This is a genomic window from Luteolibacter ambystomatis, assembly GCF_018137965.1.
GTDB lineage: Bacteria > Verrucomicrobiota > Verrucomicrobiia > Verrucomicrobiales > Akkermansiaceae > Luteolibacter > Luteolibacter ambystomatis.
Genome location: NZ_CP073100.1, coordinates 3,538,293 through 3,564,016 on the forward strand (window position 1 = coordinate 3,538,293; position 25,724 = coordinate 3,564,016).

The 25,724-nt window shown below is 63.1% G+C and carries 17 protein-coding genes, 2 tRNA genes and 1 pseudogene; 8 read left to right on the forward strand and 12 right to left on the reverse strand.

Features of this window, described 5'->3' with window-relative positions; translation table 11 throughout:
* Positions 1-15: 15 nt before the first annotated feature.
* From KBB96_RS13420 to trpD, 5 genes and pseudogenes are all read right to left on the reverse strand, one after another.
* Entirely contained in the window at positions 16-2,538 is a 2,523-nt protein-coding gene (locus tag KBB96_RS13420) for a 4Fe-4S dicluster domain-containing protein (RefSeq protein WP_386780352.1), read from the reverse strand.
* A 669-nt stretch (positions 2,539-3,207) separates the two neighbouring features.
* Positions 3,208-3,381: pseudogene (locus KBB96_RS21340) on the reverse strand (TAT-variant-translocated molybdopterin oxidoreductase); the annotation flags it as partial.
* Between the two features lie 31 nt (positions 3,382-3,412).
* Positions 3,413-4,114, reverse strand: coding sequence for a cytochrome c3 family protein (locus KBB96_RS13425; RefSeq protein WP_211629958.1), 702 nt, complete (start codon positions 4,112-4,114; stop codon positions 3,413-3,415).
* A gap of 193 nt (positions 4,115-4,307) precedes the next feature.
* On the reverse strand, positions 4,308-4,631 hold the full coding sequence (locus tag KBB96_RS13430) for a hypothetical protein (protein ID WP_211629959.1): 324 nt from the start codon (positions 4,629-4,631) through the stop codon (positions 4,308-4,310).
* A 60-nt stretch (positions 4,632-4,691) separates the two neighbouring features.
* Positions 4,692-5,735 carry an anthranilate phosphoribosyltransferase gene (gene trpD / locus KBB96_RS13435; protein WP_211629960.1) on the reverse strand — a complete coding sequence of 348 codons (1,044 nt, stop codon included), beginning with the start codon at positions 5,733-5,735 and terminating at the stop codon, positions 4,692-4,694.
* 142 nt (positions 5,736-5,877) lie between these two features.
* Here trpD and KBB96_RS13440 point away from each other — a divergent pair, with 142 nt between their 5' ends.
* Together KBB96_RS13440 and KBB96_RS13445 are read left to right on the forward strand one after the other, a co-directional pair.
* On the forward strand, positions 5,878-7,725 hold the full coding sequence (locus tag KBB96_RS13440) for an MFS transporter (RefSeq protein ID WP_211629961.1): 1,848 nt from the start codon (positions 5,878-5,880) through the stop codon (positions 7,723-7,725).
* Positions 7,726-7,910: 185 nt separating this feature from the next.
* Positions 7,911-9,077 carry a TlpA family protein disulfide reductase gene (locus tag KBB96_RS13445; protein ID WP_211629962.1) on the forward strand — a complete coding sequence of 389 codons (1,167 nt, stop codon included), beginning with the start codon at positions 7,911-7,913 and terminating at the stop codon, positions 9,075-9,077.
* Between the two features lie 102 nt (positions 9,078-9,179).
* Here KBB96_RS13445 and KBB96_RS13450 read toward each other — a convergent pair whose 3' ends face one another.
* From KBB96_RS13450 to tkt, 3 genes are all read right to left on the reverse strand, one after another.
* Positions 9,180-9,512, reverse strand: coding sequence for an EF-hand domain-containing protein (locus KBB96_RS13450; protein ID WP_211629963.1), 333 nt, complete (start codon positions 9,510-9,512; stop codon positions 9,180-9,182).
* 185 nt (positions 9,513-9,697) lie between these two features.
* Positions 9,698-10,690 carry a hypothetical protein gene (locus KBB96_RS13455; RefSeq protein ID WP_211629964.1) on the reverse strand — a complete coding sequence of 331 codons (993 nt, stop codon included), beginning with the start codon at positions 10,688-10,690 and terminating at the stop codon, positions 9,698-9,700.
* A 154-nt stretch (positions 10,691-10,844) separates the two neighbouring features.
* Positions 10,845-12,821 (reverse strand): transketolase, encoded by a 1,977-nt coding sequence (gene tkt, locus KBB96_RS13460; protein WP_211629965.1) that lies wholly within the window; start codon positions 12,819-12,821, stop codon positions 10,845-10,847.
* Positions 12,822-13,003: 182 nt separating this feature from the next.
* Between tkt and KBB96_RS13465 the strand changes: the two genes are divergently transcribed.
* The 6 genes from KBB96_RS13465 to KBB96_RS13490 all read left to right on the forward strand — a co-directional run bounded on the left by KBB96_RS13465 (position 13,004) and on the right by KBB96_RS13490 (position 20,921).
* A tRNA-Glu gene (locus tag KBB96_RS13465) sits at positions 13,004-13,078 on the forward strand.
* A 143-nt stretch (positions 13,079-13,221) separates the two neighbouring features.
* Positions 13,222-13,296, forward strand: a tRNA-Glu gene (locus KBB96_RS13470).
* A 213-nt stretch (positions 13,297-13,509) separates the two neighbouring features.
* Complete coding sequence (locus KBB96_RS13475; protein ID WP_211629966.1) at positions 13,510-15,738, forward strand: TonB-dependent receptor; 2,229 nt, start codon at positions 13,510-13,512, stop codon at positions 15,736-15,738.
* 186 nt (positions 15,739-15,924) lie between these two features.
* On the forward strand, positions 15,925-18,234 hold the full coding sequence (locus KBB96_RS13480; RefSeq protein ID WP_211629967.1) for a TonB-dependent receptor: 2,310 nt from the start codon (positions 15,925-15,927) through the stop codon (positions 18,232-18,234).
* Between the two features lie 118 nt (positions 18,235-18,352).
* Positions 18,353-19,033 (forward strand): Fe2+-dependent dioxygenase, encoded by a 681-nt coding sequence (locus KBB96_RS13485; protein WP_211629968.1) that lies wholly within the window; start codon positions 18,353-18,355, stop codon positions 19,031-19,033.
* A gap of 127 nt (positions 19,034-19,160) precedes the next feature.
* Positions 19,161-20,921: a PepSY-associated TM helix domain-containing protein gene (locus KBB96_RS13490; RefSeq protein WP_211629969.1), complete on the forward strand. Its 1,761-nt coding sequence runs from the start codon at positions 19,161-19,163 to the stop codon at positions 20,919-20,921.
* 47 nt (positions 20,922-20,968) lie between these two features.
* On the opposite strand, the gene KBB96_RS13495 is transcribed toward KBB96_RS13490, so the two are convergent.
* The 4 genes from KBB96_RS13495 to KBB96_RS13510 all read right to left on the reverse strand — a co-directional run bounded on the left by KBB96_RS13495 (position 20,969) and on the right by KBB96_RS13510 (position 25,493).
* Positions 20,969-21,694, reverse strand: a complete 726-nt coding sequence (locus KBB96_RS13495) for an alpha/beta hydrolase family protein (protein ID WP_211629970.1) — start codon at positions 21,692-21,694, stop codon at positions 20,969-20,971.
* Between the two features lie 18 nt (positions 21,695-21,712).
* The gene (locus tag KBB96_RS13500; protein WP_264176975.1) at positions 21,713-22,600 is read right to left on the reverse strand and encodes an NAD(P)-dependent oxidoreductase; all 888 of its coding nucleotides are present in this window, start codon (positions 22,598-22,600) and stop codon (positions 21,713-21,715) included.
* A 218-nt stretch (positions 22,601-22,818) separates the two neighbouring features.
* The gene (locus KBB96_RS13505) at positions 22,819-24,498 is read right to left on the reverse strand and encodes a DEAD/DEAH box helicase (RefSeq protein WP_211629971.1); all 1,680 of its coding nucleotides are present in this window, start codon (positions 24,496-24,498) and stop codon (positions 22,819-22,821) included.
* 155 nt (positions 24,499-24,653) lie between these two features.
* Positions 24,654-25,493 (reverse strand): transglutaminase-like domain-containing protein, encoded by an 840-nt coding sequence (locus KBB96_RS13510; protein WP_211629972.1) that lies wholly within the window; start codon positions 25,491-25,493, stop codon positions 24,654-24,656.
* Between the last annotated feature and the right edge of the window lie 231 nt (positions 25,494-25,724).

Consider the following 25,724-nt stretch of genomic DNA (forward strand, 5'->3'; position numbering starts at 1 on the left):
GGAACGGGCGGAGGATCAGGCCATGTGGATGGTGGCCTTGCCGACGAACTTGGCGTCCGGCATCTTGTCATTCGGATTCTTGACGCGGGCGAGGTAGCTCGTGCGCGGGCGGGTGCCGATGTAGTTGAGCAGGTCGTAGTTGCGCTGGATGCCCTTGGCGCGGACCATCGCCGACTTGTCGCCGTCGAGAAGGTTGCCGAAGGTGATGGCACCGGAGGCGCAGGCGTCCTGGCAGGCCACCTTCACGGAGTCCACCGGGATGCGGAGGGTCTCGGTGGTGACCTTCACGTCCACGGACGGCTTGCCCGAGGCGAAGGTTTCGACCTTCTGGCCGGCCTTCTGGCGGATCTTGGCATCCTTCAGGCGCTGCACGCAGTAGGTGCACTTTTCCATCACGCCGCGCATGCGGACGGTGACGTTCGGATTGCGCTGGAGGTGCGGTGCTTCACCGACGGTCTTCTCGCCGAAGGGTCCGCGATAGAGGTTGTGGGCGACCAGCGGGTTGCGCTTGTTGTAGTCGAAGTAGTTGAAGCGACGGGCCTTGTACGGGCAGTTATTCGCGCAATAGCGGGTGCCGATGCAGCGGTTGTAGGCCATCGCATTGAGACCGTCCTCGGTGTGGACGGTGGCGTTGACCGGGCAGACGGTTTCGCACGGAGCGGCTTCGCACTGCACGCAGGCGACCGGCTGAGGAATAAGTTCCGGGCTGTCCGGGTCGAAGCTGTTGTCCTTGTCCACCGCGAAGTAGCGGTCCATGCGGATCCAGTGCATCTCGCGGCCCTTGGCCAGCTGCTCCTTGCCGACGATCGGAATGTTGTTCTCGGCCTGGCAGGCGATCACACAGGCGTTGCAACCCGAGCAGGAGGAAAGGTCGATCGCCATGCCCCACTGGTGGAGGTCATCGCTGAGCAGGGTGTTGCTGAAGTTCTTGTGCGGCTCCTTGTTGGCGGTATCCGGGTGCCAGGTGCTGGAACCTTCCTGCTTGTAGAGGGAGACGTTCGGCGGCGCGTGGGCGTCATTGCCCTGCTTGGCCACACCGGCGAGCTGCTCTTCGAACGAGCCCTTTTCCTCGTCCTTCATGGTCGAGATCTCGCGGGCGAGGGCGCGGCCATACATGGCGGCGTGTTCCTGGCCAACGGCGAGCGAGTAACGCTTGCCGGTCTTGGCGATGGTGGCACCGGTGGCGAAATAGGAAGTGGCGGAGGTGCGCAGCGGATAGGCATCGAAACCACGGTTCACGCCGACGAGACCAACGTGGCCGGACTTGGCGGTGTCACGGGCGAGCTCATCATCCTTGTCGAAGCCCTGGCCGTAGCCGAGCGGCAGCACGATGGTGTTCTCGGCCTGGCCGAAGGCGACAAGCACCGGGAAATCCGCGGACTTGCCGTTTACGGTCAAGGTGATGAGCGGAGCCTTGCGGTGGCCGCTTTCGCCGTCCGGATGGACCGAGGCGTGCTCGGTTTCGAGTTGGATGATCTCGTCGTAGATGCCGAGTTCCTTGGCGGTCTTCGGAGAAATCAGCGCGGCGTTGTCCCAAGCGAGCTTGGTCACCGGATCGGGGACTTCCTGGAGCCAGCCGTTGTCGATCCACCGGCCGTCATAAACGGACGAGTCGGTGGCGAAGACCACTTCGAGCGCGCCCACGGTCGGAGCCGCGATGGCCTGAACGGCGGCGGAACCAGCCTTCGGCGTGGCGGTGGCATACTTCGAACCGGCGAGGAAGCCATCGCGAAGCAGCTTTTTCCAAGCGGCATCCGACTTGTCACCCAGAGCACCGAAGGTTTCGCGGACAGCATCGTAAGCCGGGGACGGCGGAGCGACCTTGCCCTTTTCAGCCTCACCCTCGCCATTGACGAGCTTGCCATTGTCATCCAGCAGGGCGATCAGCAGCTCCAACTCCGAAACGCAGTCCGGATAGAGCGGGAGGATCATCGGCTGGACGATGGTGTAGGCACCATTGGCGGAGCGGGCGTCCGACCACTGCTCGAGGTAGTGGGCGGCGGGCACGTGCCAAGTAGCGGCGTGCGCGGTGGCATCCGTGCGGGTGCCGAGATGGATCGAGGTTTTCGCCTTGGCCACGGAAGCGGCGAAGTCGAGATCCGCCGGGGCGTCATACACCGGATTCGACGGCGTGAGGAAAATCACGGTTTCGACGGCACCGCCGTCGAGGTCCTTCTTGAGATCGGCGAGAGTTCCGGTGCCTGCGACTTCGGTCTGCCAAGCCTGGAGCGGCTTGCCCGCACCGATGTTGCCGAGGGTGGTGTTGATCGCGAGGGCGATCTGGTGAACCACGGCGGGCTGGCGCGGACCAGCGAGAACAACGGACTTGCCGGCGTTTTCCTTGAGATCTTCGGCGAGCCTCAGGATCCACTCCATCTGCTTGCCATCCAGCACCGAGCTGGCGGAGCCACCGGCACGGAGGGCGCTGGCAAGTTGGGAAGCCACTGCGGCGATCTGGCTGGGAGCCACGCGCAGGCGGTGATCGGCCATACCGCCGGTGAGCGAGTAGGTGCCCTCCACCACGTAGAGGCGGTTCATTTTCGAAACGTCCGGCTTGCCCTTGTAGTCCTTGCCTTCCGGCTTGCGGCGGTCGGAGAAAACGGCGGTCGGGAAGCTCTGGTCGACACCCACGAAGTCGTGGTCGAGCGAGACGATGCGATCGGCCTTGGAGAAGTCCGGCACGAGCGTCACACCCGCGCCGATACCGGCGTCCGGGGAAAGCGCTTCGTAGCTGTAGAACTTCGCGGCGGAGAACTTGGCGGCCAGTTTCCTGGCCAGCGCGGAGCGGGTCGGCGAGTCATCGGCGCCGAAAACAAAACCGATCTTGGCGGACTTGTCCTTGGCCAGAGCGGCCAGCGCTTCCTGGAAGTCGGCTTTGGTGGCCTTCTTCGCGTTCTTCGCGAAAGTGCGGGAGCGCGACGGAGAATAGAGATCGAGAACGGAAGCCTGGGCGAAGGCGTCGGTGCCATCACCATCCGGATGGAGGGAGTTCGGCGCAACCTTGGTCGGACGCCCTTCGAAGGTGGTCACCACCAGCGGGGTGGCACCACCACTGCGGGGCATGGCGGACGCGTAGTAGAGCGCCTTGCCCGGGATGATCCACTCGGGAGCCTGGGCGTAGGGAACAATGTAGCTTTCCGGGCGGCGGCAGGCCGCCATGCCGAAGCCGGCCAGCGCGGTGGACGCTCCCATCAGCTTCAGGAAGGAGCGGCGGGATGTTTCCATGTCACCCTCTCCAGACATTTCCGCGGCCCCACGCGGGAACTCGCGGGTCAGCCATTGGCGGAAGGCGGGGGTATCCTCGAGTTGCTCCACGCTGCGCCAGGAGACGGTCTTTTCTCCTGCGGGGACTTCGGGATGTTGCCAGATGCGCTTGCTCATGTCGGCGTTCGGAAAGCTTGGTAGGTGGAAATCAATGGTGGCAGGTGGCGCAGGAGGTCTTCGGTTTGACCTGCCACTTGTCCTTGAGCTTGAGGCCAAGCTCCTCGGTGGTCGTCACGCCCAGTTCCTTGCCGTATTTTTCCACGGCCTGATGGGCGTCATACTTGAGATTGAAGACTTCCTCCAAGGGGCGGAGGTTCTTCTCCGGCTCGCGGTGGCACTCGAGGCACCAGCCCATCGAGTGGTTCTCCGCCTGATAGACGACTTCCATCTGATCGATGCGGCCGTGGCAGCTCTGGCAGGAAATGCCGCGGTTCACGTGGGCGGAGTGGTTGAAATACACGTAGTCCGGAGACTTGTGGATGCGGACCCACTGGATCGGCTTGCCGTCGTAACCCGGATAGTTGACGTCCATCTCGCGATGCAGCGGAGCCAGCTTCGGACTGTCCTTCTGGACGTGCTGGTGGCAGTTCCAGCAGGTATTGCCGGTCGGCACGTTCGAATGGCCTGAAACATCCACGAAGGAGTGGCAGTAACGGCAATCCAGACCGACCTGGTCCACGTGGATCTTGTGGGAGAACGGAATCGGCTGCGATGGCTGGTATCCCACGTTGAGCGTCTTCGGCGTCGCGTAATAGGTGAACGCGAGGCCGACACCGGCTCCGAGACTGAGAACGCAGAACGCGATCTTGAACGGGAGCAGGTTCGTCCAGCGAGGGAAGAAGTTGGCCATGGGAGCGCGGGTCGTTGAAAGGGTCGGCGGATCGCTTGTGAAAAATTTCACAAGCTGGATTCGAGGTCACCACGGTAGATGCCGCGGAGCGGCGGCGAGCATGCAGTCACAGGATTTCGTGGCAATGCCAAAAACAGGAAAATCGTCCGCCTTTTCTTGTTGCGGTTACAAATTTCCAGCTAGATTGCCGGTTCTAACGACCTTCCCAGTTGAGGCCCTGATCCTTGCGCCATTTCCGATAAGCGGCGAATTGCTCGCTCTTCGACGCTTGGATCAGTTCGGGACGCTCGCTGAGGAATTTCCCGAAGGGTCCGCTCATGTCCGGAGTCTCGCCGGAATCGGATTTTTCGGACTTTTCCGACCTGCGGGAGGCCTCGGGCTGCCCGCCGAGGCCTTTTTCGATCCGCGCCAGCCGCCAGGAGATCCGCAGCAGCACGAAAAGGCAAAACAACAGCAATCCGGCGACGACGATCGCCACGGTCAAGAGGTTCTGGGACTCCGGTTCCGGCAGGGGCATGGCCGCAGAGTGCGGGAAAAGCCCCCGCAGGGTCAAACCGGAGTTCCTGATATATGGCAATCAGCGCGCGGCTTTCTGCAGCCGTCGCAGACGGTCGAGCGCCGCGCCGCTGGAGATCGTCTCGCGCGCCAGTTCGATGCCTTGGCCGATGTCATCGGCGAGGCCGCAGCAGGCGAGCGCGGTGCCGGCATTGAGGAGCACCATGTCGCGTTTCGGACCGGTTTCCTTGCCATCGAGGACCGCTTGGAGAATGGCAGCATTGGCCACCGCGTCCCCCCCCCTCAGATCCTCCACTTCGGCATGAGTCATGCCGAAGTCCCGCGGACGGACTTCCTCGTCCTCAAGATCCTGATAGGTGCCCGCCTTGCAGATACGGGTGGAGCCCATGAGACTCATCTCGTCCACCGAGCGGCCATCACCGGTCGTTCCATGCACCACCCAGGCGCTCTCGCGACCCAGACGTTGGAGGATTTCCGCGAATACCGGGCACCATTCCCGCTGGAAAACGCCGGTGAGCTGGCACTGGGGCCGGGCGGGGTTCATCAGCGGCCCGATCACATTGAAAATCGTGCGCACTCCGCGCTCGGCGAGCATTTTGCGGACGCCCGCCACCGCCTTGAAGGCCGGATGATACATGGGGGCGAAGAGGAATCCAACGCCCGCCTCCTCCAAGCACTTCCGGAAACCCTCGGCGGGCAGGTCGATGCGGATGCCCAGGGCCTCCAGCACATCCGCACCGCCGCTTTTCGAGGTGATGCCGCGGTTGCCGTGCTTGAGCACGATGCCGCCCGCGCCCGCCACCACGAACATCGCGGTGGTCGAGACATTGAAAAGGTCCAGCTTGTCGCCGCCGGTGCCGCAGACATCAATGGTCGGGCCGGGAAGATCCAGCAAGCCCACATGGGGATCCACCGCATGGGTCAGGAAGGCCTCCACGAAACCCGCGATCTCCGCCGCGGTTTCGCCCTTGTTGGAGAGCGCCTCCAGCAACCGGGCCTTCTTCTCGTCCGCCACCGTCGTATCCAGCAGCAAATCCGCCGCCACCTCCACCTCCTGGGGGGAAAGCTCCTCCTTGTGTTCCAAATGATGGATCAGCGCGTCCATGAACGGCCATTTTTCGCACATCTCCGGCAGAAAGGAAAGCCCGACCCGCAGCCTCGCAGCACTTCCGGGCGGATTGTCCAACAATTTCTGGATTGTCGCGACTCCATCTCCCCGTAGCATCCCGGGCGAACCTTAAGACCCCATGACTACTCCAGCGCCTCCTGGCAAAGCCAGTTCCTACAGCCGTTATCTTCTTCTCATCGCCGGCCTGGGAGGCCTGCTCTATGGTATCGATGTCGGCATCATTGCCGGTGCGCTGCCCTATCTTGAAGCGACTTCCGGCCTGAACGCGGGCCAGCTTTCCCTCATCGTCGCAGCGGTGCTGCTCGGCAGCGTGATCTCCACCCTGTTCGCCGGCTTCCTTTCCGACCTCTTCGGACGCAAGGCGCTGATGATCACCAGCGGCGTGATGTTCATCGTGAGCATCCCGATGATCGCCCTCGCCCATGGTTTCGGCCCGTTGATCGCCGGACGCCTGCTGCAGGGTGTCAGCGCCGGCTTCATCGGCGTGGTGGTCCCGCTCTATCTGGCGGAGTGCCTGAACGCCTCGAACCGCGGCAAGGGCACCGGTATTTTCCAATGGCTGCTCACCCTCGGCATCGTGGCCGCGGCCGTGATCGGCTACGGCTTCAGCCTCCATCTCCACGGCATCGAGCAGGCGATCGAAGGCGGCACCAAGAGCGCCCAGGATCTCTTCAGCGCCAAGGATTTCGCATGGCGCAGCATTTTCTGGGTATCGATTCTTCCCGGTATCCTCTTCACCCTCGGCGCGTTCTTCCTCTCCGAATCCCCGCGCTGGTCGTTCAAAAAGGGCCGCACCGATGCCGCCCTGAAGGCCCTCCTCCGTGATCGCAGCGAGGAGCAGGCCCGGCTTGAAATCAAGGAAATGGGCGAGCACGCCGAAGCGGCCAAGTCCGCCAGCGGAGCCACCAAGCTCAAAGACTCCCTGCTCAGCCGCAAGTATGTCATCCCCTTCATTCTCGCCTGCGTGATCCTCGCCTGCAACCAGGCCACCGGCGTCAACTCCATCATCGGATACAACTCCACCATCCTCATCCAGGGCGGCCTGAACGACCAACAGGCCCACCTCGGCTATGTGATCTTCACGGTGGTGAACTTCCTCATGACCATGGGCGCGCTCGCCCTGGTGGACAAGAAGGGCCGCAAGTTCCTCCTCACCCTCGGCAGCTCCGGCATCATCGTCTCGCTGCTCATCATCGGCTTCCTCTTCAGCCGCACGGAAAAGCAGCGCGTCGATTGCAAGGAGATCGTCCAGCGCCTGGTGAAGACCACCGACAAGGAAGTCGAGAATGCCGACGGCTCGAAGACCACCAAGAAGGACGAGACCGTCGAGATCGCCTTCAACCAGGAAAAGGTGGTCGAACTGCTCACGGCAGCAGGCAAGGATACCGAACCGTTCAAGAACGGCGCCACGCTGAACATCATCTACTCGGTCGGTGATTTCACTTCCGCCAGCACGGTGGTCCGCTCCGATGACAAGGCCGCCAAGCCGCTGTCCGTCGGCAAGCTCGCCGGTCTGCCGAGTTCTTCCGTCGAGGCGTTCTTCAAGAACCCCTTCGCCAGCCTCGATCGCTCGCAACATGCTTCTTTGAAAATCGAGAACGCGCTGCTGACGCCGATCCCCAGCACCTCCAACGGCTGGCTCGTCGCCTCCTTCACCTACGTGTTCATCGCGTTCTTCGCCGTCGGGCCGGGCGTCTGCGTCTGGCTCGCCCTTTCCGAACTGATGCCGACCCGCATCCGCTCCAATGGCATGTCGATCGCCCTGCTGGTGAACCAGGCGGTTTCCACCACCATCGCAGCGGTGTTCCTGCCAATGGTCGGCAAGCATGGCTATGGCACGCTCTTCTACTGCTTCGCTGGCTTCACGGTCGTCTATTTCATCGCCGCCGCATTCTTCCTCCCGGAAACCAAGGGCAAGACCTTGGAAGAGATCGAGGAGCACTTCGAAGGCAAGAAGAAGGCCTGATCCTCCATACTCATCGGGAATTCCGATTCCCCATAACTCTCAACGCGGGATGGTTCGCCATCCCGCGTTTTTTCGTGTGTGGCTCCATTTCTGTACAAGCCGGTTGTACATGAATTGCCGGATTCCATCCTCGATTCACCGGAGCGCAGCCTTAGCGTGGCGGGTCAAAAGTTTCATCTGTTGCCATGAAAAGACTCCTGCTTCTCGCCGCCCTCGGGCTGGCACCGCTGGCCCACGCGCAGCGTTCCACGATGACCGAGATCACCTCGGTGCCCACTTCCGAATCCGCGAAGGCCGGCCTTGAGGAGATCAACAAGCACCACCTCCTGCTCGGTCCGCAGCCGAAGGAATACTTCGAGGGCAAGACCAAGACCGAGCTCGCCAAGATCCGCGCGCAGGAGGAACTGGCCGTGCGCGATGCCTCGGTGAAATTCTACGAGGAGAACCCGAAGGACCCGCTCCGCTGGGAAGCCGTGCTGCATCTCATCATGATCCAGCCGGACTTCATCAAGGACATCAAACCCGGCTTTGAGGACGCCAAGCCCGGCGACTACAAGGACTATCTCATCATCGATGCAGAAGCGAAGGCCGTGTGGGAAAAGAAGCTCGCCGTTTACGAAGCCTCCCTGCGCTCCGCCACCGATGTGCCATGGGAAGTCCAGGAGAAGCTGGCCTCGCTCGATCTCTCCAAGAAGATAATGGCCGCACGCAAGGACGGCAGTTTCAACGACGCCATGATGCAGACGGCTGCGGATGATTTCGCAAAGCGCTTCCCGAAGGGCAAGGCCGCCCTCGGATTCTACATGCAGGCATTCCAGAAGAGCGGCAAGAAAGGCACACCGGAGGCCAAGAGCTTCTGGGAGCCGCTCGCCAACAGCCCCAGCGAAGTCGTCAAGACGCGCGCCGAAGCCGAACTCCGCGTGGCCGCCGTGCAGAGCCAGCCGATGGAGCTGAAGTTCACCGCCGTGGACGGCCGCGAGGTCGATCTGGCCAAGCTCCGTGGCAAGGTCGTGCTGGTGGACTTCTGGGCCACCTGGTGCGGTCCGTGCATCGCCGAACTGCCGAACGTGAAGAAGGCCTACGACACCTATCACGACAAGGGCTTCGAGGTTATCGGCATCTCCCTCGACAAGGCGGATGACAAGCAGAAGCTCATCGACTTCACCAAGGCGAAGAACATGCCATGGCCGCAGTACTTCGATGGCAAGCACTGGGAGAACGAAATCGCCCGCAAGTACGCCATCTCTGGTATTCCCGCCATGTTCCTGCTCGACCAGAACGGTGTGGTCATCAGCACCAACGCCCGCGGCGAAAAGCTGGAGCCGGAGATCAAGCGGCTGCTGAAGCTCTGAGCCCCGCCCCTCCCCTCTCAAACCCAAAACACAAAAAGGCCCGGCGCAAGCCGGGCCTTTTTCATGGTAGGTTTGGAAAAGGGTCAGCGGAGGATCCGCGGATCACTTCTTCTCCTCTTTCTTTTCTTCCTTCTTCTCGCGCTTTCCGCCTTCCTTGTGATCGTCCTTGATGGCGGCGATCTCATCCTTGGAGAGAGCGCCATCCTTGTTGGTGTCGTACTTCTCCAGGAGGTGGTTGCGGCGCTTTTCCGGCATGCCGGCGAGTTCGTCCTTGGAAAGCTCGCCATCCTTGTTGGTGTCGAACTTCTCAAGCAGGCCGGCGGAGCCGCCCTTGCCATGTTCCTTTTCCTTCTTCTCCTCACCTTCGGCACGGGCGGCCTGGCTTCCGAGGACGAGGGCGGCGGCAGCCGCGCACAGAATCGATTGGTATTTCATGGTTTGCTGAGGGGTTGGATGTGAACACCCCATGCAACATATAACCCCGGCTCCCGCGAAAGTCGCGCCGGATTGAAATTTCCTCCTTCCGGAAGCTCTTTCCACCCGCCTTCCCGACGATCGGAAAAGCAAACAGCCCACCGATGAAGGGCGGGTCGCTCGACCAACCCCGCCTGACCCGACACCTATTTTCCGGGAGAGGTTTCCACCTTCGTTGGCACGGGAACAGCCTCGACCTTCGCAGGAATCACCCAGGCATCGCGCCACTCCGCAGGCTTCTCTTCCTTCCATCCCTTCGCCAGCAGCCGCTTCCGGAGATCGGAGAAATGATCGCTGCCATAAAACAGGGCGAGATTCCGTTTGCCCGCCGCGAGTTGCTGGTCCAGCACCTCGATAGCCCGGGTGTTCCGGGCCATAACGACGATCTCGTTGAACAGCTTGTCCTCCGAACCTCCCTCCGGAGACTCCAGCTTCGCCAGCATCGGGGCCATCATGCGCTGCAGCGCCTTCGGATCGTCCTTGGGAATGAGGGTCTTGAGCATGGGCAGCATGGCGACGATTTGTTCGAGATTGATCCCGGAGCCCTTCAGCTTCCCTTCCAGCAAATCATCCAGCGTCCGACCACGGGCTTTCAAAAGAGCCTCCAGTTCCTTCTCCCCCATGTCCGCATGGACGAAGTTCGAACGACGATAATCGATGGTTTCGATTTGCAAGGACAGCCCCAGGAGGTCGTGGGCCAACACGCGGTAGAGCTTCGACATCTGGCTCTCCTTCAGCGTAGCGCCCGCTCTACCGGGTTCCATACGTCGCAATTCCGCCACCTTGTCCGGATCCGCCACCAGTTCGAAGAGCACCGCGTCGAACCCTTCGAAATGTCGGTTGAGTCCCTCATAGTATTCCTTGTCCGCGATATGCACGGCACCGGTGAGCTCCAGTCTCCGCCCATCGCCATCGATGAAGTGATAGCACGGAATCTGCACCACGCTGCGCTCCGGCCCCGGAATGTACCGGACACCCTCGTTCTCTATCCGGACACGGGCATCCGGAGCGCTGGAGATCCCGGAAAGGAGTTCTTCCATTCCCGCTTGGGCACCCTCGCGGGCAATAGACGGCCCCACCAACAGCGCCGTACACACAACGAACGGAACGGCCAACCAGACGACGAATTTCTTATTCACGAGGATGGAATGTTCCCAAACCGCGGGAACCGGACAAAAATCCATTGCGCCTGTCCCCACGGCCATCTCGCCGAAAGCGCCGCCCCCTGCAAAGCGAACGGCCCGCCGGTGAGGGCGGGCCGCGCTTGAAACCAAGGGCTGTCTGACCGGACGATTACTTCGCCGCGGCGACCACGGATTCGGTGGTGATGCCGAGCTCCTTGAAGACGGTGTTGCCCGGAGCGCTGATGCCGAAGCGGTCGATGCCGACCACCTTGCCTTCGGTGCCCACGTACTTCCACCACAGACCGGAAACGCCGGCCTCGATGGCCACGCGCTTGGTCACGGCCTTCGGCAGCACGCTCTCGCGGTACTCCGCGCTCTGGCGGTCGAAGCGCTCGAAGCAGGGCAGCGAAACGACGCGGACGCCATCACCCAGCTCCGTAGCGGCGGCCACGGCGTATTGCAGCTCGGAACCGGTGGCGAGGAGGATGGTGGTCAGCGCGCCGGATTCCTTCTTCGCGATGTAGCCACCGCGGATCACGCCGTCACGACGCTCTTCCACGGACAGTTCGTTCATGAGCGGGATGGCCTGGCGGGTCAGGATCAGGGCGGTCGGGCCGTCCGTGCGGTTCATCGCGGAGATGAAGGCACCGGCGGTTTCCTCGGCGTCACCCGGGCGGATGACATCGAGCCCCGGGATCACGCGCAGGCCGCTGACGGTTTCCACCGGTTGGTGGGTCGGGCCGTCCTCACCGACGCCGACGGAGTCGTGGGTGAAGATGTAGGTGACGGGCAGCTTCGAAAGCGCGGCGAGGCGGATCGACGGGCGCAGGTAGTCGGCGAAGACCAGGAAGGTCGCGCCGCTGGAGCGGAAGATGCCGTCGTAGGCAATGCCGTTGCAGATCGCGCCCATCGCATGCTCGCGGATGCCGAACCAGATGTTGCGGCCGAGCGGGTTGGTGGCGGAGAAGTCACCGCCGTCCTTGATGTAGTTCTTGGTGGAGCCGTAGAGGTCGGCGCTGCCGGTGATGAAGTTCGGCACGGCCTTGGCCACCGCGTTGATCACGTTGGCACCAGCGGAGCGGGTGGCGTCCTTGTAGTCGGCCGGGAATGCCGGGATCCGGGCGGAAAGATCGGACGGCACGGCGTGGGACACGCTCTCGGTCAGCTCGGTGGCGAGCGCCGGATTCGCGGCGGCCCAGGCATTGTAGTTGGCTTCCCAGGCGGCGTAGGCCTTCTTGGACTCTTCCTTCTTGGCGGCGAAGAACGCGCGGACTTCCGCGGAGACGAAGAAGTGCTCGTCGGCAGGCAGGCCGAGATTCTTGCGGGCCTCGTCCACGAACTTGGCGCCACCTTCACCGTGGGCCTTGGCGGTACCGGCCACTTCCGGGATGCCCTTGCCGATGATGGTCTTGGCGATGATCACCTTCGGGCGGCCGTTGTCGTCGGACTTGGCCTTGGAGAATGCGGTGGAAAGCGCGGCCAGATCGTGGCCGTCCACGGTCACGGCGTCCCAGCCCTGGGACTTGAAGTACTGCTCGGCGTCCTCGCCCTGGGTCACGTCCGCCATCGCGTCGAGGGTGACGTCGTTGGAGTCATAGATGAGCACCAGGTTGTCGAGGCCCACGTGGGCGGCGAACGCGATCGCTTCCTTGGCGACACCTTCCTGGAGGCAGCCATCACCGTGCAGGGCGAAGACGTGCTGGTCGAAGATGACGTGGTCGGCGGTGTTGAACTTGGCGGCGGCGCGCTTGCCGGAAAGGGCGAAGCCCACGGCGTTTGCGATGCCCTGGCCGAGCGGGCCGGTGGTGGCTTCCACGCCCACGGTCTCGAAGGACTCCGGATGGCCCGGGGTATGGGAATGAAGCTGGCGGAAGTTCTTCAGCTCGCCGATCGGGAGATCGTAGCCGGAAATGTTCAGCCAGGAGTAGAGGAACATCGAGCCGTGGCCGGCGGAGAGGATGAAGCGGTCGCGGTTCAGCCACTTCGGCACGTCCGGATTGTAACGCAGCGTTTCCGAATACAGCACCGCACCGATCTCGGCGCAGCCGAGCGGGAGGCCGAGGTGGCCGGAGGAGCAGGCGTGGACGGCATCCATGGCGAGGCCACGGGCTTGGTTGGCGGCTGCGGAGAGCAGGGTCGTGTTCATGCGGAATGAGGGAGTAGGAAGGGCGGACACCGTAGGGGCCGGAAACCGGATGACAAGCGGCTTTGAAATGGGGTGCATGAATTGGCGTCAACTGAGAGCTGGAAAAAATGACGGGATCGTGACATTTTCCTCTTGCCGGAAGCGCCGCGGTCGTGTTTTTTGCCGCCCGCACCGCGACCAACGACCCGTTCGTCTATCGGTTAGGACTCTAGATTTTCATTCTAGCAAGAAGGGTTCGACTCCCTTACGGGTCGCCATCTCGGCATAAGGAAAAGCCACCGGAATCCGGTGGCTTTCTTGTTTTCCGGGCGCTGATGGGGATCTCTCGAAAAATCCCGATCATTCGTCTTGCATCGCCGGTCCCGCCCGTGCTTTTTTCCCGCCCCGCACCGCGAACAATGACCCGTTCGTCTATCGGTTAGGACTCTAGATTTTCATTCTAGCAAGAAGGGTTCGACTCCCTTACGGGTCGCCATCCCGGCACAGAAAAGCCACCGGACTCCGGTGGCTTTCTTAGTTTTGGGTGTGCCCCTCGGACTCAGACTCAAATCGGTCGATTCTAAACGGATTCCCTGACTTTCAAAGGGACAAATGTGTCTCATCTCTTATTGAGAATAAATCTCACTTGCAGACAATTCGATATTGAGACGCATTCTCATTTCGACGCTAGTCAGCGTCGTCCGCACACATGAAACCGAAGCACGCCCTGCTCAAGACCGCCGTCTCCACCCGCGAGATGGTTGCCATGACCGCCCTGCTGACGGCCGGCTACGCCGCAGCCGAAGCCTCCCCCGCCAAGCCGAAAGAAGATCCCAAGAAGAAAAAAGACGGCGAAGAATCCCAACAGAACCTCGGCGACATGCTGGTGGAAGCTGTCCGCCAGTCGCTCTATCGCCCGGAGAACGTCACTTCCCAGAAATACACGGTGCCGCTCCGCGACGTGCCGCAGACCGTGACCGTCGTCCCCAAGAAGGTGATCGAAGAGCAGGGTGCCACCACCCTGACCGAAGTTCTCCGCAACGTGCCGGGCATCTCCATCCAGGCCGGTGAAGGCGGCGGCGCGAGCAGCACCGCCGGTGACATGTTCAACATGCGCGGCTTCAACGCCAGCAACAGCATCTTCGTCGATGGCGTCCGCGATGACGGTCTCGTCTCCCGCGACACCTTCAACCTCGAAGCCGTGGAGGCCTTCCTCGGGCCGACCGGTTCGGACGTGGGCCGCGGCACCGCCTCCGGCTACATCAACATGGCGACCAAGTCGCCGAAGCTTGAAAATCTCTACGCCGGCTCCGCCTCCGTTGCCAGCGGCGAGCGCTTCCGCGCCACCGCCGACGTCAACCAGAACATCGGCACCTCGCTGGGCCTCGGCTCCGATGATTGGCTCAGCCACGCGGCCCTCCGCGTGAACGGCCTCTACCAGACCGGCGGCGTCGCCGGCCGCGACATCGTCGAGAGAAACACCTACTCGATCGCCCCCTCCCTCGCCTTCGGTCTCGGCACGGACACCCGCCTCATCCTGCAAGCCCAGTATCTGAAGCAGGACAACATCCCGGACTACGGCGTCCCGGCCCGCAACGGCTACGCCCTTCCGACCGTCGATCCGGAATGGTACTACGGCAGCATCTATGACCGCGACGATGTCACCCAGAAGAGCTTCACCGCCCGCTTGGAGCATGACTTCAACGAGAACCTCCAGCTCCGCACGCAGGTCCGCTACAGCGAGAACGAGCGCTTCGCCGTGATCACCAGCCCGGGCTACAACGTGGCCAACAACTGGATCACCCGCAGCCGCCAGGGCAACGAGCGCAACAACGAGATCTTCTCCAGCCAGACCAGCCTCACGGCGAAGTTCAACACCGGCCCGCTGGAACACGCGGTCGTCGGCGGCTTCGAATACACTTACGATTCCCAGACAGCCCCCGGCCTCACCGGCCTCGGCACCGGCCCGACCGTCCCCTTCCCGTTCGTCCCGAATCCGAACTTCCCGATCACGGGCGCCAACCTGGCCTACACCGGCTTCGGCAGCATCGGCTCCACGGACACGTTCGGCCTGTTCCTGTTCGACACCATCAAGTGGGGTGAACACTGGCAGCTCAGCGGCGGTATCCGCGCGGACACCTACGAGACCCGCTTCCACTCCACCACCGCCACGACCAACGTCTATGCCATGGCGGATGACACGCTCTTCAGCGGCAAGGTCGCCCTGACCTACAAGCCGGTGAAGGAAGGCAGCATCTATCTCGGCTACGGCACCACCCAGACGCCTCCGGGAACCGCGAACTTCACCCTGAGCACCTCGCCCACCAACCAGAACAACCCGAATCTGGACCCGCAGGAATCCCAGAACATCGAACTGGGTGCGAAGTGGGACTTCTTCAAGTCCGCCCTCACCGTGAATGCCGCCGTGTTCCACACCGAGAACACGAATGTCATCTACGTCAGCGATCCGGGTCCGCCGCAGGTTTTCTCCGTCGATGGCGGACAGGAGATCAACGGTGCCACCTTCGGCGTCGCCGGCAAGATCACCGAGAACTGGAGCATCATCGCCAACGCCGCGTTCCTCGATGCCAAGCTCGACCAGCCCGGCAATGCCAACGATGGCAAGGACCTGACCTTGACCCCGGAATTCTCCGGCAGCATCTGGACCACCTACAAGCTGCCTTACAACTTCACCATCGCGGCCGGCCCGCGCTACCAGGAGTCCGTCTTCATCAACGCTGGCAACACCATCAAGGTGCCGAGCTACGCGGTGCTCGATGCGATGGTCCAGTATGACGTCAACGAGAACGTCACGCTGCGCCTGAACGTCTACAACCTCCTTGATCGCGAATACCGCGCGAGCATCAACAACAACGGCCAGCGCTACAATCCAGGCGCGCCGCTGTCGGCGATGTTTACCACGGAGTTCAAATTCTGATCCGGCCCCCCGGATCCATCCTGGACATCGGTTGCCCAACAGCCGCGCCTCTTGCGAGGGGGCGCGGCTACGGGCTTGGAACGTACATTCCAACAAAAAAGGCTTGCCCCGATATTGAGACTCATTCTCATTTCCAGCCGCTCCACGGTTCGCCGCGGAGTTGCAGCCCGTTCCGCAACCGACACCATGAAACCGAAGTCCAATCTCCGCACCGCACCAACCACGCGGGAGATGCTGGCGCTCAGCGCCTTTCTCGCCACCGGCACCGCCCTCGCCGCAGACGCTCCGGCCCAACCCGAGCCCAAGAAGGACGAAAAGAAAAAGGACGGCGAAACCCAGCAATCGCTGGGAGACATGGTCGTCGAGGCCGTCCGCCAGTCCCTTTACAAGCCGGAGAAGCTTCAAACCATGAAGTACACGGTGCCGCTGCGGGATGTGCCGCAGACCGTGACCGTGGTGCCGAAGGAAGTGATCCGCGAGCAGAACGCCTCCACCCTCCGCGATGTGCTCCGCAACGTGCCGGGCATCAGCATGCAGGCCGGTGAAGGCGGCGGCGGTCCGGCCGGTGACAACCTCGCGATCCGCGGCTTCGCGGCGCGCTCGGACATTTTCGTCGATGGCATCCGCGATACCGCCGGCGGCGGTTACATCCGCGACCCCTTCAACTTCGAACAGGTGGAAGTCACCAAGGGTCCGTCCTCCTCGAATGCGGGCCGTGGTTCCACCGGTGGTTCCGTGAACATCGCCACCAAGACCCCGCACCTCGGCAACAACTACGATGTGATGCTGGGCGGCGGCTCCGACGATTACTTCCGTGGCACCTTCGACGTGAACCAGGAAATCCCGGGCCTCCAGAGAGCCGCATTCCGCTTGAACGGAGTGTATCACAACCAGGACATCCCGGGCCGTGACTTCGTGAACCAGGAGCGCTGGGGTATCGCCCCCTCGCTGGCCTTCGGCCTCGGCACGGACACCCGCTTCACTCTCAGCTATTCCCACCTCGATCAGGACAACGTGCCGGACTACGGCATCCCCTGGGTGAGCCGCGCGAAGGCCACCGGCCTCGGCATCGCCCCGGGCATCCCGCCCGTCGATTTCGACACCTACTACGGCAACCTGAACCGCGACTACGAGGAAACCGTCACCGACATCGTGACCGCGGTGTTCGAGCACGATTTCAACGACAAGCTGAAGCTGCGCAACACCACCCGCTTCGGCGTCAATGACCGCGACTCCGTGACGACCGCGCCGCGCTTCGTGAACGGCACCAACGCCTCCACCGCGCTCAACCAGCAGTTCCAGTCCCGCGACCAGGTCGACACCGCGATCTCGAACCAGACCGAAATCCGCTACGATTTCGAGACCGGCACGCTGAAGCACGAAATGGTCGGCGGCCTTGAGTTCGACAAGGAGATCTCGAAGAACCGCGGCCGCGCGATGCTACTGCCGAACGGCACCACCGCTCCCGCTCCGGTCGTCGATCTCTTCCACCCGAACCCGTGGGCGCCCTACACCGGCGTCCTCAGCTACACCGGTGCCGTCACTACCGTGGAAGTGGACACGGTCAGCGCCTACCTGTTCGACACGATCAAGTTCAACCGGCAGTGGGAACTCAGCGGTGGCCTGCGCTGGGATCACCTCGAAACCCAGTATGACTCGATCGCACCACAAAGCGCGCAGTCCCTCGCCGCCGGCAACCTGCCTTACGAGTCCCACGGCTTCGGCAACGATCTGCTGAGCTACCGCGCCGCGCTGGTTTACAAGCCGCAGGAGAACGGTTCCATCTACCTCGGCTACGGCACCTCGTTCAACGCCTCGTCCGAGAACCTCGCCTACATCGCCCACCCGATCCGCTTCCCGTTCGGCACCACCAACCCGAACAGCACACTGAGCCTGCTCGGCGCCGATCCGGAGAAAAACAACACGATCGAGCTCGGCACGAAGTGGGAGTTCTTCAATGACAAGCTGATGGTCACCGGCGCGCTCTTCCGCACCGACAAGACCAATGCCCGCACCACCGACCCGGTGGATCCCTCCGTGGTGACCCTCACCGGCGAACAGCAGGTGCAGGGCTTCGAACTCGGCTTCACCGGCCAGATCACGGACAAGTGGCGCATCATGGGTGGCTACACCCACCTCGACAGCGAGGTGAAGAAGTCGCTCGTGGCCGCTGAAATCGGCTCCGAACTCAGCAACACGCCGGACGATTCCTTCAGCCTCTGGACCGTCCATGAGCTGCCGTTCAAGATCGAAGCCGGCCTCGGCGTCCAGTATGTGGGTGCGCGTTTCAACAGCACGAATGCAACCACCCGCCAGGAAGCCCCCGACTACGTCCTCGTGGACGGCATGCTCGGCTACAAGCTGAACGATCACGTCTCCTTCCGCCTGAACGCCTACAACCTCGGCGACAAGGACTACATCGATCGTGTTGGTGGCGGCCACTTCGTCCCAGGCCAAGGCCGCTCGTTCGTCTTCAGCACGAACTTCACGTTCTAAGACCTCTTCGTTTCATCTGACATACGGTTGCTCCGAAACGGCTCCGCCTCTCTTGCGAGGGGCGGGGCCTTTCAGGTGCCGGGACTTCGTTTCCACTTCATCCGCAGCATCCTCCCACATGATCCTCTGCATCCCCGACGTCCTCACCTCCGAACAGGTGTCCGAAGCGCGCGCGCTGCTGGATGCAGCTGAGTGGGCGGATGGCAAAACCACCGCCGGCTACCAGGCCAGCCAGGTGAAGGACAACATGCAGCTCCCGCCGAACCATCCGGTGGCGCGGCAGGTGGGCGAGTGGATTCTCCGGGCGCTCTCCACCAATCCGCTGTTCATGTCCGCGGCGCTGCCGCTGCATTTCCTGCCGCCGATGTTCAACCGCTACTCCGGCGGCCAGCAGTTCGGCACCCATGTGGATGGCGCGATCCGCCAGATCCCCGGCACCAGCCATCGCATCCGCACCGATCTCTCCTGCACGCTGTTCTTCGCCGCACCGGAGGAATACGACGGCGGAGAACTCATCATCGAGGACACCTACGGCAGCAAGAGCGTGAAGCTCCCGCCGGGCCACATGGTGCTGTATCCCTCCACCAGCCTGCACCACGTCACGCCGGTGACGCGCGGCACGCGGTTGTGTTCCTTCTTCTGGCTCCAGAGCCTGATCCGTGACGACCAGCGGCGCTCGATGATGTTCGACATGGATGTCGCCATCCAGCGGCTGGCCGCGGACGTGCCCGGGCATCCCTCCGAAGTCGCCCTCACCGGCGTCTATCACAACCTGCTCCGCCAGTGGGCCGAGATGTGATGGAAAAATCCCGTTTTGCCGCAACCGGAACCATCTACTAAGGTTCTAGTAGGAGTAACGGGCAGCCTCCCGATCCGCCCTGTCCGGAGGCCGCCCCCCGATTGAAAACCGAAGATCGTCATTTCCCATGGTTCATCCCACCCTCCGCCGCTGTTTGTTCTGGGCCCACCTCGCCACCGGTGTCATCGCCGGATTGGTCATTCTCATCCTCGCCGTCACCGGCATCCTGATGTCGTTCGAGACACAGGTCATCGGCCGTGCCGAGTCGAAGATCGTCACATCGAAAGCGCCTGTCTCGGGCACGCCCGCAGGCCCCGAGGAACTGGTGGAAGCCTACAAGGCCTCCGGTCTTCCCGGCCGCCCGACCACGCTGGTCATTTCCTCCGATCCGGAAGATCCCGCCATCTTCCAGGCAGGCCGCGAGGGACGCCAGTTGTTCCATCCGACCACCAAGGAATCGCTCGGCAAGGGAGCGGAGGGTACCCGCCGCTTCTTCCAGATCGCCGTCTCGCTCCACCGTTGGCTGACGTGGCCCGCCCAGCGTGCCGAAGGCCAGGGACAACAGGGACAAGGTGGTCCGGGTCGCGAAGGCATGGGCATGGCCCAGCGCGGCGAAGGCGGCCAAGGTCAGGGCCCGCAGGCCCAGGCGCCCGGTGGTGCTCGTGGCGAGAGCGGTCAAAGCCGCCCCCCGGGCGCTCAGGGCGAAAGCCCGGGAGAAGGCCGCAACCAACCCCTCACCTGGCGCAATGTCGGCGGCCAGATCACCATGGCGTCCACGCTGGTCTTCGGCTTCCTGCTGGTGAGCGGTCTGGTGCTGTGGATTCCCCGCAAGTTTTCGAAGAAGGCCTTCAAGGCGGTCATGGTGCCGCAAACACGACTCAAGGGCCGCGCCCGCGATTGGAACTGGCACAACCTCGCCGGTTTCTGGGCCGCGCCGCTGCTGCTGCTGGTGATCGTCACCGGCACGATCATGGGCTACCCATGGGCGAATCGCCTGATGTTCAAAGCCGTGGGTGAAGAACCACCGGTACGCCAAGGTCCGGGTGGCGGTGAAGGTGGCGGTGGTGCCCGCGAAGGCGCGGGTCAGGGCGAAGGCCGCCCGCCATCCGAGGGTGGCGGCGAGCGCCGTCGCTTCCGTGGTGAAGGCGGAGAACAGGCCCAAGGTGAAGGCGGCGAGCGTCGCGAACGCGGTCCGCGCCCCGAAGGTGCTCAAATCGCTGGCGGTGACAACGCGGGTGCCGAAGGTGGCGAACGCCGCCGCCCTCGCGGAGAAGGCGATGAGCAAGCCCAAGGTGAAGGTGGTGAGCGTCGTGAGCGCGGCCCGCGGCCCGAAGGCGCACAAGCCGCCGGTGGCGGGAACGCAGGTGCCGATGGCGGAGAGCGCCGTCGCCCACGTGGTGAGGGTGCCGAAGGTGGTGGCATGGCCATGGGTGGCGAGCGTCGCGGACGCGGCGGCCAGCAGGATACCCGCCCCATCGTCGCAACCGGTCTCAACCAGGCACTCGCAGCGGCCAAGCAGGATCTGCCGGCATGGGAAACCATCACGCTTGATCTCCCCGGCGATACCACCAAGCCCGTCACCGCTACCGTAACGGACGCCGGCCGCGGCCGCCCCGACCGCCGCGTGAAGCTCACGATCGATCGCGAGACCATGGCGGTGACCGCGCGTGAGAACAGCTTCGAAAAGCTCACCACCGGCGGCAAGATGCGCCAGTTCGTGCGCTGGCTGCACACCGGTGAAGCCGGTGGTGCCTTCGGTCAGTTCCTCGCCGCGCTGGGTTGCGTCTCCGCCGTCGTGCTGGTCTATACCGGCTTCGCCCTCGCGTGGCGCCGCCTGGCAGGCATGATCAAGAACAAGCGCGCGAAGAAGAAGGAATCCGCCGCGTGACCTTCACCGGGAGTGGCTCCTCGAAAAAAGAAGCCATTCCTTGAGGCTCACAAATACTCCTTCAGCCACGCATCCACCTCTTCGATGATCCGCGGATAGCTCGTCTCATCGAAGACGTGGTCCGCGCCATCGATCTCCACGAGGTGCTTGTCGCATTGTGCGGCGGCATAGGCATCCTCGCTGTCGAGCACCGGGATGATGTCATCCTGCGAGCCATGGATCAGCAACCACGGCACCTCGATCTCCGCAGCCACATCGAGCGTGTCGCCGATGGCCTGGAGATCCGCCACATACACCTTCGAAAGCGGGAAGTCCGGGTCCTCCCACATCACACCCTCCCCGGGCACGATGTCATCGAACTCACGCTCGACGAAATTCGCCGTGTAAACCATCCCGGAAAGCGTGACCAGCACCCGGATGCGCGCATCGGCCGCCGTGGTGATCACGCCCACCGCGCCGCCCATGCTGTGACCGCAGTAGGCGATTCGGACACCTTCCGGCAGCGCGTCGAGCAGATCGGCGAGGTCCTCGGTTTCCTTCGTGATGGTAACATCCTCGAAACGCCCTTCGGAGCCACCGCTACCCGTGTAGGAAATTCGCAAGCACGGCCAGCCGCGCTTCGACAAACCCTCGGCGAGAGCGATGAGCAGCGGGCGATCCTTGTTGCCGGTGAGGCCGTGTCCGAGCACGAGCAGCACATCCTCGCGCGGCGCGGAGTGGAATGAAGTATCGATACGTTCGCCGAGGCGGTTGCGGAATTCGGGAAGATTCATGGGATCAAATCGGATCAATCAGGCGGAGCGCCCGGGGAAAGTGATTTCGGCGATGCCGGACTTGTCGAGTTCGCCCAGATCGAGATCGATCAAGCGGCGGTATTGGGCCTCGGTGGCGCGGGAAAGCGGAACATCCACGCCCGCCTCCGCGGCGAGCGCATTGGCGATGCCGCTGTCCTTCGCGGCGTGGCTGGCGGAGAAAAAGCAATCGTGCTCGCGGGCGATCATGTCATCGCCATCGGTTTCCAGCACGCGGGAGTTCGCACCGGTCTGGGAAAACACTTCCTTGAGCATCTGGAGATCAAGACCAAGCGCGGCACCAAGACCCAGCCCTTCGGCGAGGCCCGCGGTGTTGATGTTCATCACCATGTTCACCAGTGCCTTCACCTTCGCGGCCTGACCAACACCGCCGACGTGGCGCAACGAGGCAGAGAGATCCTTCAGGATCGGCTCCACCCGGGCGAACGTCTCGGCATCGCCGCCGACCATCAGATACAGCGTGCCATTGCGGGCCTGGGTGATGCTGGAGGCCATACAGGCTTCGAGCGCGGACGCACCCGCCGCTTCGCATGCGGCGGAAATCTCCTGATGCACCGCCGGGCTCACTGTGGCGCAGTTCATGAACACCTTGCCGGTCGCATTGGTGAGAAGGGTATCGCCTTCCTTCGCAAAAATCCCGCGCATCGCAGCGTCGTCCGTGACCACCGTGATCACCAGATCGGCGGAGGCAGCCGTCTCCGCCAGAGTCGAAGGCGCGCCACAACCCAGCTCGGTCGCCAGCCCCTGGGCCACCTCATGTTTCACATCATACACCGCGCTCACGGTGTGGCCGGTGTCCTTCAAGCGGCGGGCCATGTTCGCGCCCATGCGCCCCACGCCCACCACCGCGATCGTTTCGATTTTCACGCCGCGATGATGGCGCAGGAACCCGTGGCTGTCCACGTCCGGAATGCATTCTCCGTGACTCTGACTGGTGGCTGGAGTCGTAAGACTTCAGGTTGGATCGAGAAACGGAGTTGCCTGCGCGTCCAGTCGGCCGACGCGCACCCGTAAACCATGCGGTGGAAGGGTGGATTGACCCCGCCTGAAGTCTCACGACTCCAGCTACGTGGCAGAGACGCGGCTCAACGGCCGTGACCACGGGTGCGGTCTCCCGGACCGCGGTCGTAATCGAGGATGAACGGACGGCCGCGCAGCTTGATTCCCTTCACCACCTGGAGCAGGCGCTCGGCGTGTTCGGAGCGCACGTCGATGCGGCTGTGCTTGTCGAAAAGCTTGATGTGACCGATCGAGCCCTGCGGCAGACCGGCTTCGTTGTAAAGCATGCCGACGATCTCGCCGGGGCGGACGCCATGCATCTTTCCGAGCGAGAAGAACAGCGGAGTCATGTCTGCATCATCGCCACGCGGCGCGCGCTCGCGGGGTTCACGCGGCTCGCGCACCGGGCGCTCGCCCGGACGGCGGCGCTCGCGCGGCTCCTCGCGGTCCTCGGCGATCTCGCCGAACTCGCGGCCGCTGGATTCACGCAGCATGGTGAAAAGGACGCTCGCCACATCGGTGGGCGTAAAGCCCTGCTCGAGCAGGCGGTCCATCTGGTCCTGATACGAATTGAACTTCGACTCGGTGAGACGCTCCTTCACTTCCTCGAAAAGCTGGTCGGCGAGCTTGCCCTCCACCTGCTCCTGCGAGGGCACGCGCTCACGGCGGATCGGGTGGCGCGTGTAGCGCTCGATCATTTCCAAACGGTGGATTTCGCGGCCGAAGACGAAGCTCACGGCGCGGCCGCTGCGACCTGCACGGCCGGTGCGGCCGATGCGATGCACGTAGTCTTCCGGATCCTGCGGCAGATCGTAGTTGAACACCGCCTCGATGTCCTCGACATCCAGACCGCGCGCGGCCACGTCGGTGGCGACGAGCACTTCGATGATGCCATCGCGGAAACGCTTCAGCACGCGCTCGCGCATCTGCTGGGTGATATCGCCGTGCAAACGGTCGGCGGAATAGCCGCGGGCCAGCAGCGCTTCGGTACACTCGTCCACCGCGCGCTTGGTATTGCAGAAAATGATGGCGAGCTTCGGTGCCTCCATGTCGAGCAGGCGGGAGATCACCTCCACCTTCGAGCGCTCGCGCACCTCGATGCACGACTGGTCGATGGTCGAGACGGTCATCGCCTTCTGCTCCACCTTCACCGTCTTCGGATCACGGCCGAAGTGCTCGATCAGGCGCTTCACGCCCGGGCTCATCGTCGCGGAGAAGAACAACGTCTGGCGCTCCTTCGGCAGCGCGGCGAGCATTTCCTCCATCTCCTCACGGAAACCGAGATCAAGCATGCGGTCCGCCTCATCCAGCACCACGTGGGCGATCTGGGAAGTATCGAAGGAACCACGGCGGACGTGATCGAGCAGGCGGCCCGGCGTGCCCACCACGATGTGGGCGCCATCGCGCAACGCGCGGAGCTGGCGGTCCATCGGCGCGCCACCATAGACCGGCACCGCGCGCAGACCGCGCATCTTCGCACCCAAGCGGTGAACCTCTTCGCACACCTGCACCGCGAGTTCGCGGGTCGGGCAGACCATCAGCGCCTGCGGCGCGTAAGTCTGGAGATTGATTTTCGCCAGCACCGGAAGGGCGAAGGCCGCGGTCTTGCCGGAGCCGGTCTGCGAAAGACCGAGCATGTCCGAGCCGGTCAGGGCGACCGGAATCGAAAGCGCCTGGATCGGAGAGGGACGCTCGAACCCGAGGGATTCAACAGCGGCGAGCAATTCCTCGGGAAGGCCGAGTTCGGAGAAGGGAGGCGTATCCATACACTTGACGGGGTTCGGCAGCCCCGAGCGATGACAGCGCCAGGCGACCAAAGAAAGCCGGAAAACCTGTTCACTCCGGCGGGGCGCGGAGACTGACCCGCTTTTTCCGCGTGGCAAGAACGAAAACACCCCGCCGGGAAAGTCCCGGAAACGCCTTATTCCAGCGTCTCGCGCAGCTCGGCGATCAGCGCGGCATCCTCATCCTGCTTCATGCCGGCGAAGGATGAGGCCAGATTCAGCAGCACGCGGTTCAGGATCGCACCCGGCTCGGCGGGATACTTCAGTGCCTCGCGCTGTTCGCGGCCCAGCTCCGGATGTGCGGCCAGCAGCGAGGCGAGGTGGTGGCGTTTCCCATTGTCAAAGCAGTCCACGATCACCGGCTGGCCGTCATCCTGGATGCGGCACAGGAAGTGTCCCGGGAAGCCAACGCCGGTGACATCCAGATCCAGCCGCCGCGCGGTGAAAAGGTAGATCAGGCACAGCCCGATCGGGTTCGACGTGCCCGCTTCGATCACGAACGAGAGATCCGAATTACGCGGGTCGTAGTAGGATTCCTTGTTGCCGCGGAAGCGTCCGGTTTCGAACAGGAACTGCCGCAGCGCCTCCTCCGAATCCGCCGCGTCGTTTTCCTCCGCTTCTTCCGCGAGCAGATCGAGGGCATCGGACAGGGACTGGCGGATGGTCACACCATCGTGGAGGAAATCGGAAAGCAACCGCAGCAGGTATTCGAGCTGGTCCCAGTCATCGCCGAGTCCGCCCGATGGCATCGCCCACTCCGTGCGCAGCGTCTCGCGCCGGGCGGGCAGCAGCAGATTCGAAAGCAGTTCTCGCTCGGCGGCGGTTCCTTCCCAGCCCAGCTCCGCCAGTGATTCGCTCACATCACCTTCACCCGCCGCCAGCCGCTCGGCGACCCGCGCGCGGATCTCCGGTGTCTCGTCATCGAGCAACCGCAACAACACGGACAGCTCCGTCGTGGCGAGGGCAGGACCATTCATGGCAATCGAGCTTGGGGGTGAAGAGAGGAAGGAAGGATCAGCGACCGGTTTGGGACGATCACCATCCAAACGCATCATCGCAGAAATTCCCGAAGCGCGCCATGCGTCGTTTCCCGTAGGTTGACAAGTGCGGAACCTTGCCCAGGAGCGGCGGCACCAATCCTGCCTCTGCCGGTCATCACCCGGAAACGCCTCGTCTCTTTGCCCGATCAATCTGATGATCGGATTGAC

Coding starts and splice junctions, on each gene's coding strand:
- KBB96_RS13495 (WP_211629970.1), bottom strand. CDS start 21,694: ATGAATCTTCCCGAATTCCGCAACCGCCTCGGCGAACGTATCGATACT.
- KBB96_RS13450 (WP_211629963.1), bottom strand. CDS start 9,512: ATGAAATACCAATCGATTCTGTGCGCGGCTGCCGCCGCCCTCGTCCTC.
- KBB96_RS13430 (WP_211629959.1), bottom strand. CDS start 4,631: ATGCCCCTGCCGGAACCGGAGTCCCAGAACCTCTTGACCGTGGCGATC.
- KBB96_RS13490 (WP_211629969.1), top strand. CDS start 19,161: ATGGTTCATCCCACCCTCCGCCGCTGTTTGTTCTGGGCCCACCTCGCC.
- KBB96_RS13510 (WP_211629972.1), bottom strand. CDS start 25,493: ATGAATGGTCCTGCCCTCGCCACGACGGAGCTGTCCGTGTTGTTGCGG.
- KBB96_RS13445 (WP_211629962.1), top strand. CDS start 7,911: ATGAAAAGACTCCTGCTTCTCGCCGCCCTCGGGCTGGCACCGCTGGCC.
- KBB96_RS13420 (WP_386780352.1), bottom strand. CDS start 2,538: ATGAACCGCCTCTACGTGGTGGAGGGCACCTACTCGCTCACCGGCGGT.
- trpD (WP_211629960.1), bottom strand. CDS start 5,735: ATGGACGCGCTGATCCATCATTTGGAACACAAGGAGGAGCTTTCCCCC.
- tkt (WP_211629965.1), bottom strand. CDS start 12,821: ATGAACACGACCCTGCTCTCCGCAGCCGCCAACCAAGCCCGTGGCCTC.
- KBB96_RS13485 (WP_211629968.1), top strand. CDS start 18,353: ATGATCCTCTGCATCCCCGACGTCCTCACCTCCGAACAGGTGTCCGAA.
- KBB96_RS13505 (WP_211629971.1), bottom strand. CDS start 24,498: ATGGATACGCCTCCCTTCTCCGAACTCGGCCTTCCCGAGGAATTGCTC.
- KBB96_RS13480 (WP_211629967.1), top strand. CDS start 15,925: ATGAAACCGAAGTCCAATCTCCGCACCGCACCAACCACGCGGGAGATG.
- KBB96_RS13475 (WP_211629966.1), top strand. CDS start 13,510: ATGAAACCGAAGCACGCCCTGCTCAAGACCGCCGTCTCCACCCGCGAG.
- KBB96_RS13440 (WP_211629961.1), top strand. CDS start 5,878: ATGACTACTCCAGCGCCTCCTGGCAAAGCCAGTTCCTACAGCCGTTAT.
- KBB96_RS13425 (WP_211629958.1), bottom strand. CDS start 4,114: ATGGCCAACTTCTTCCCTCGCTGGACGAACCTGCTCCCGTTCAAGATC.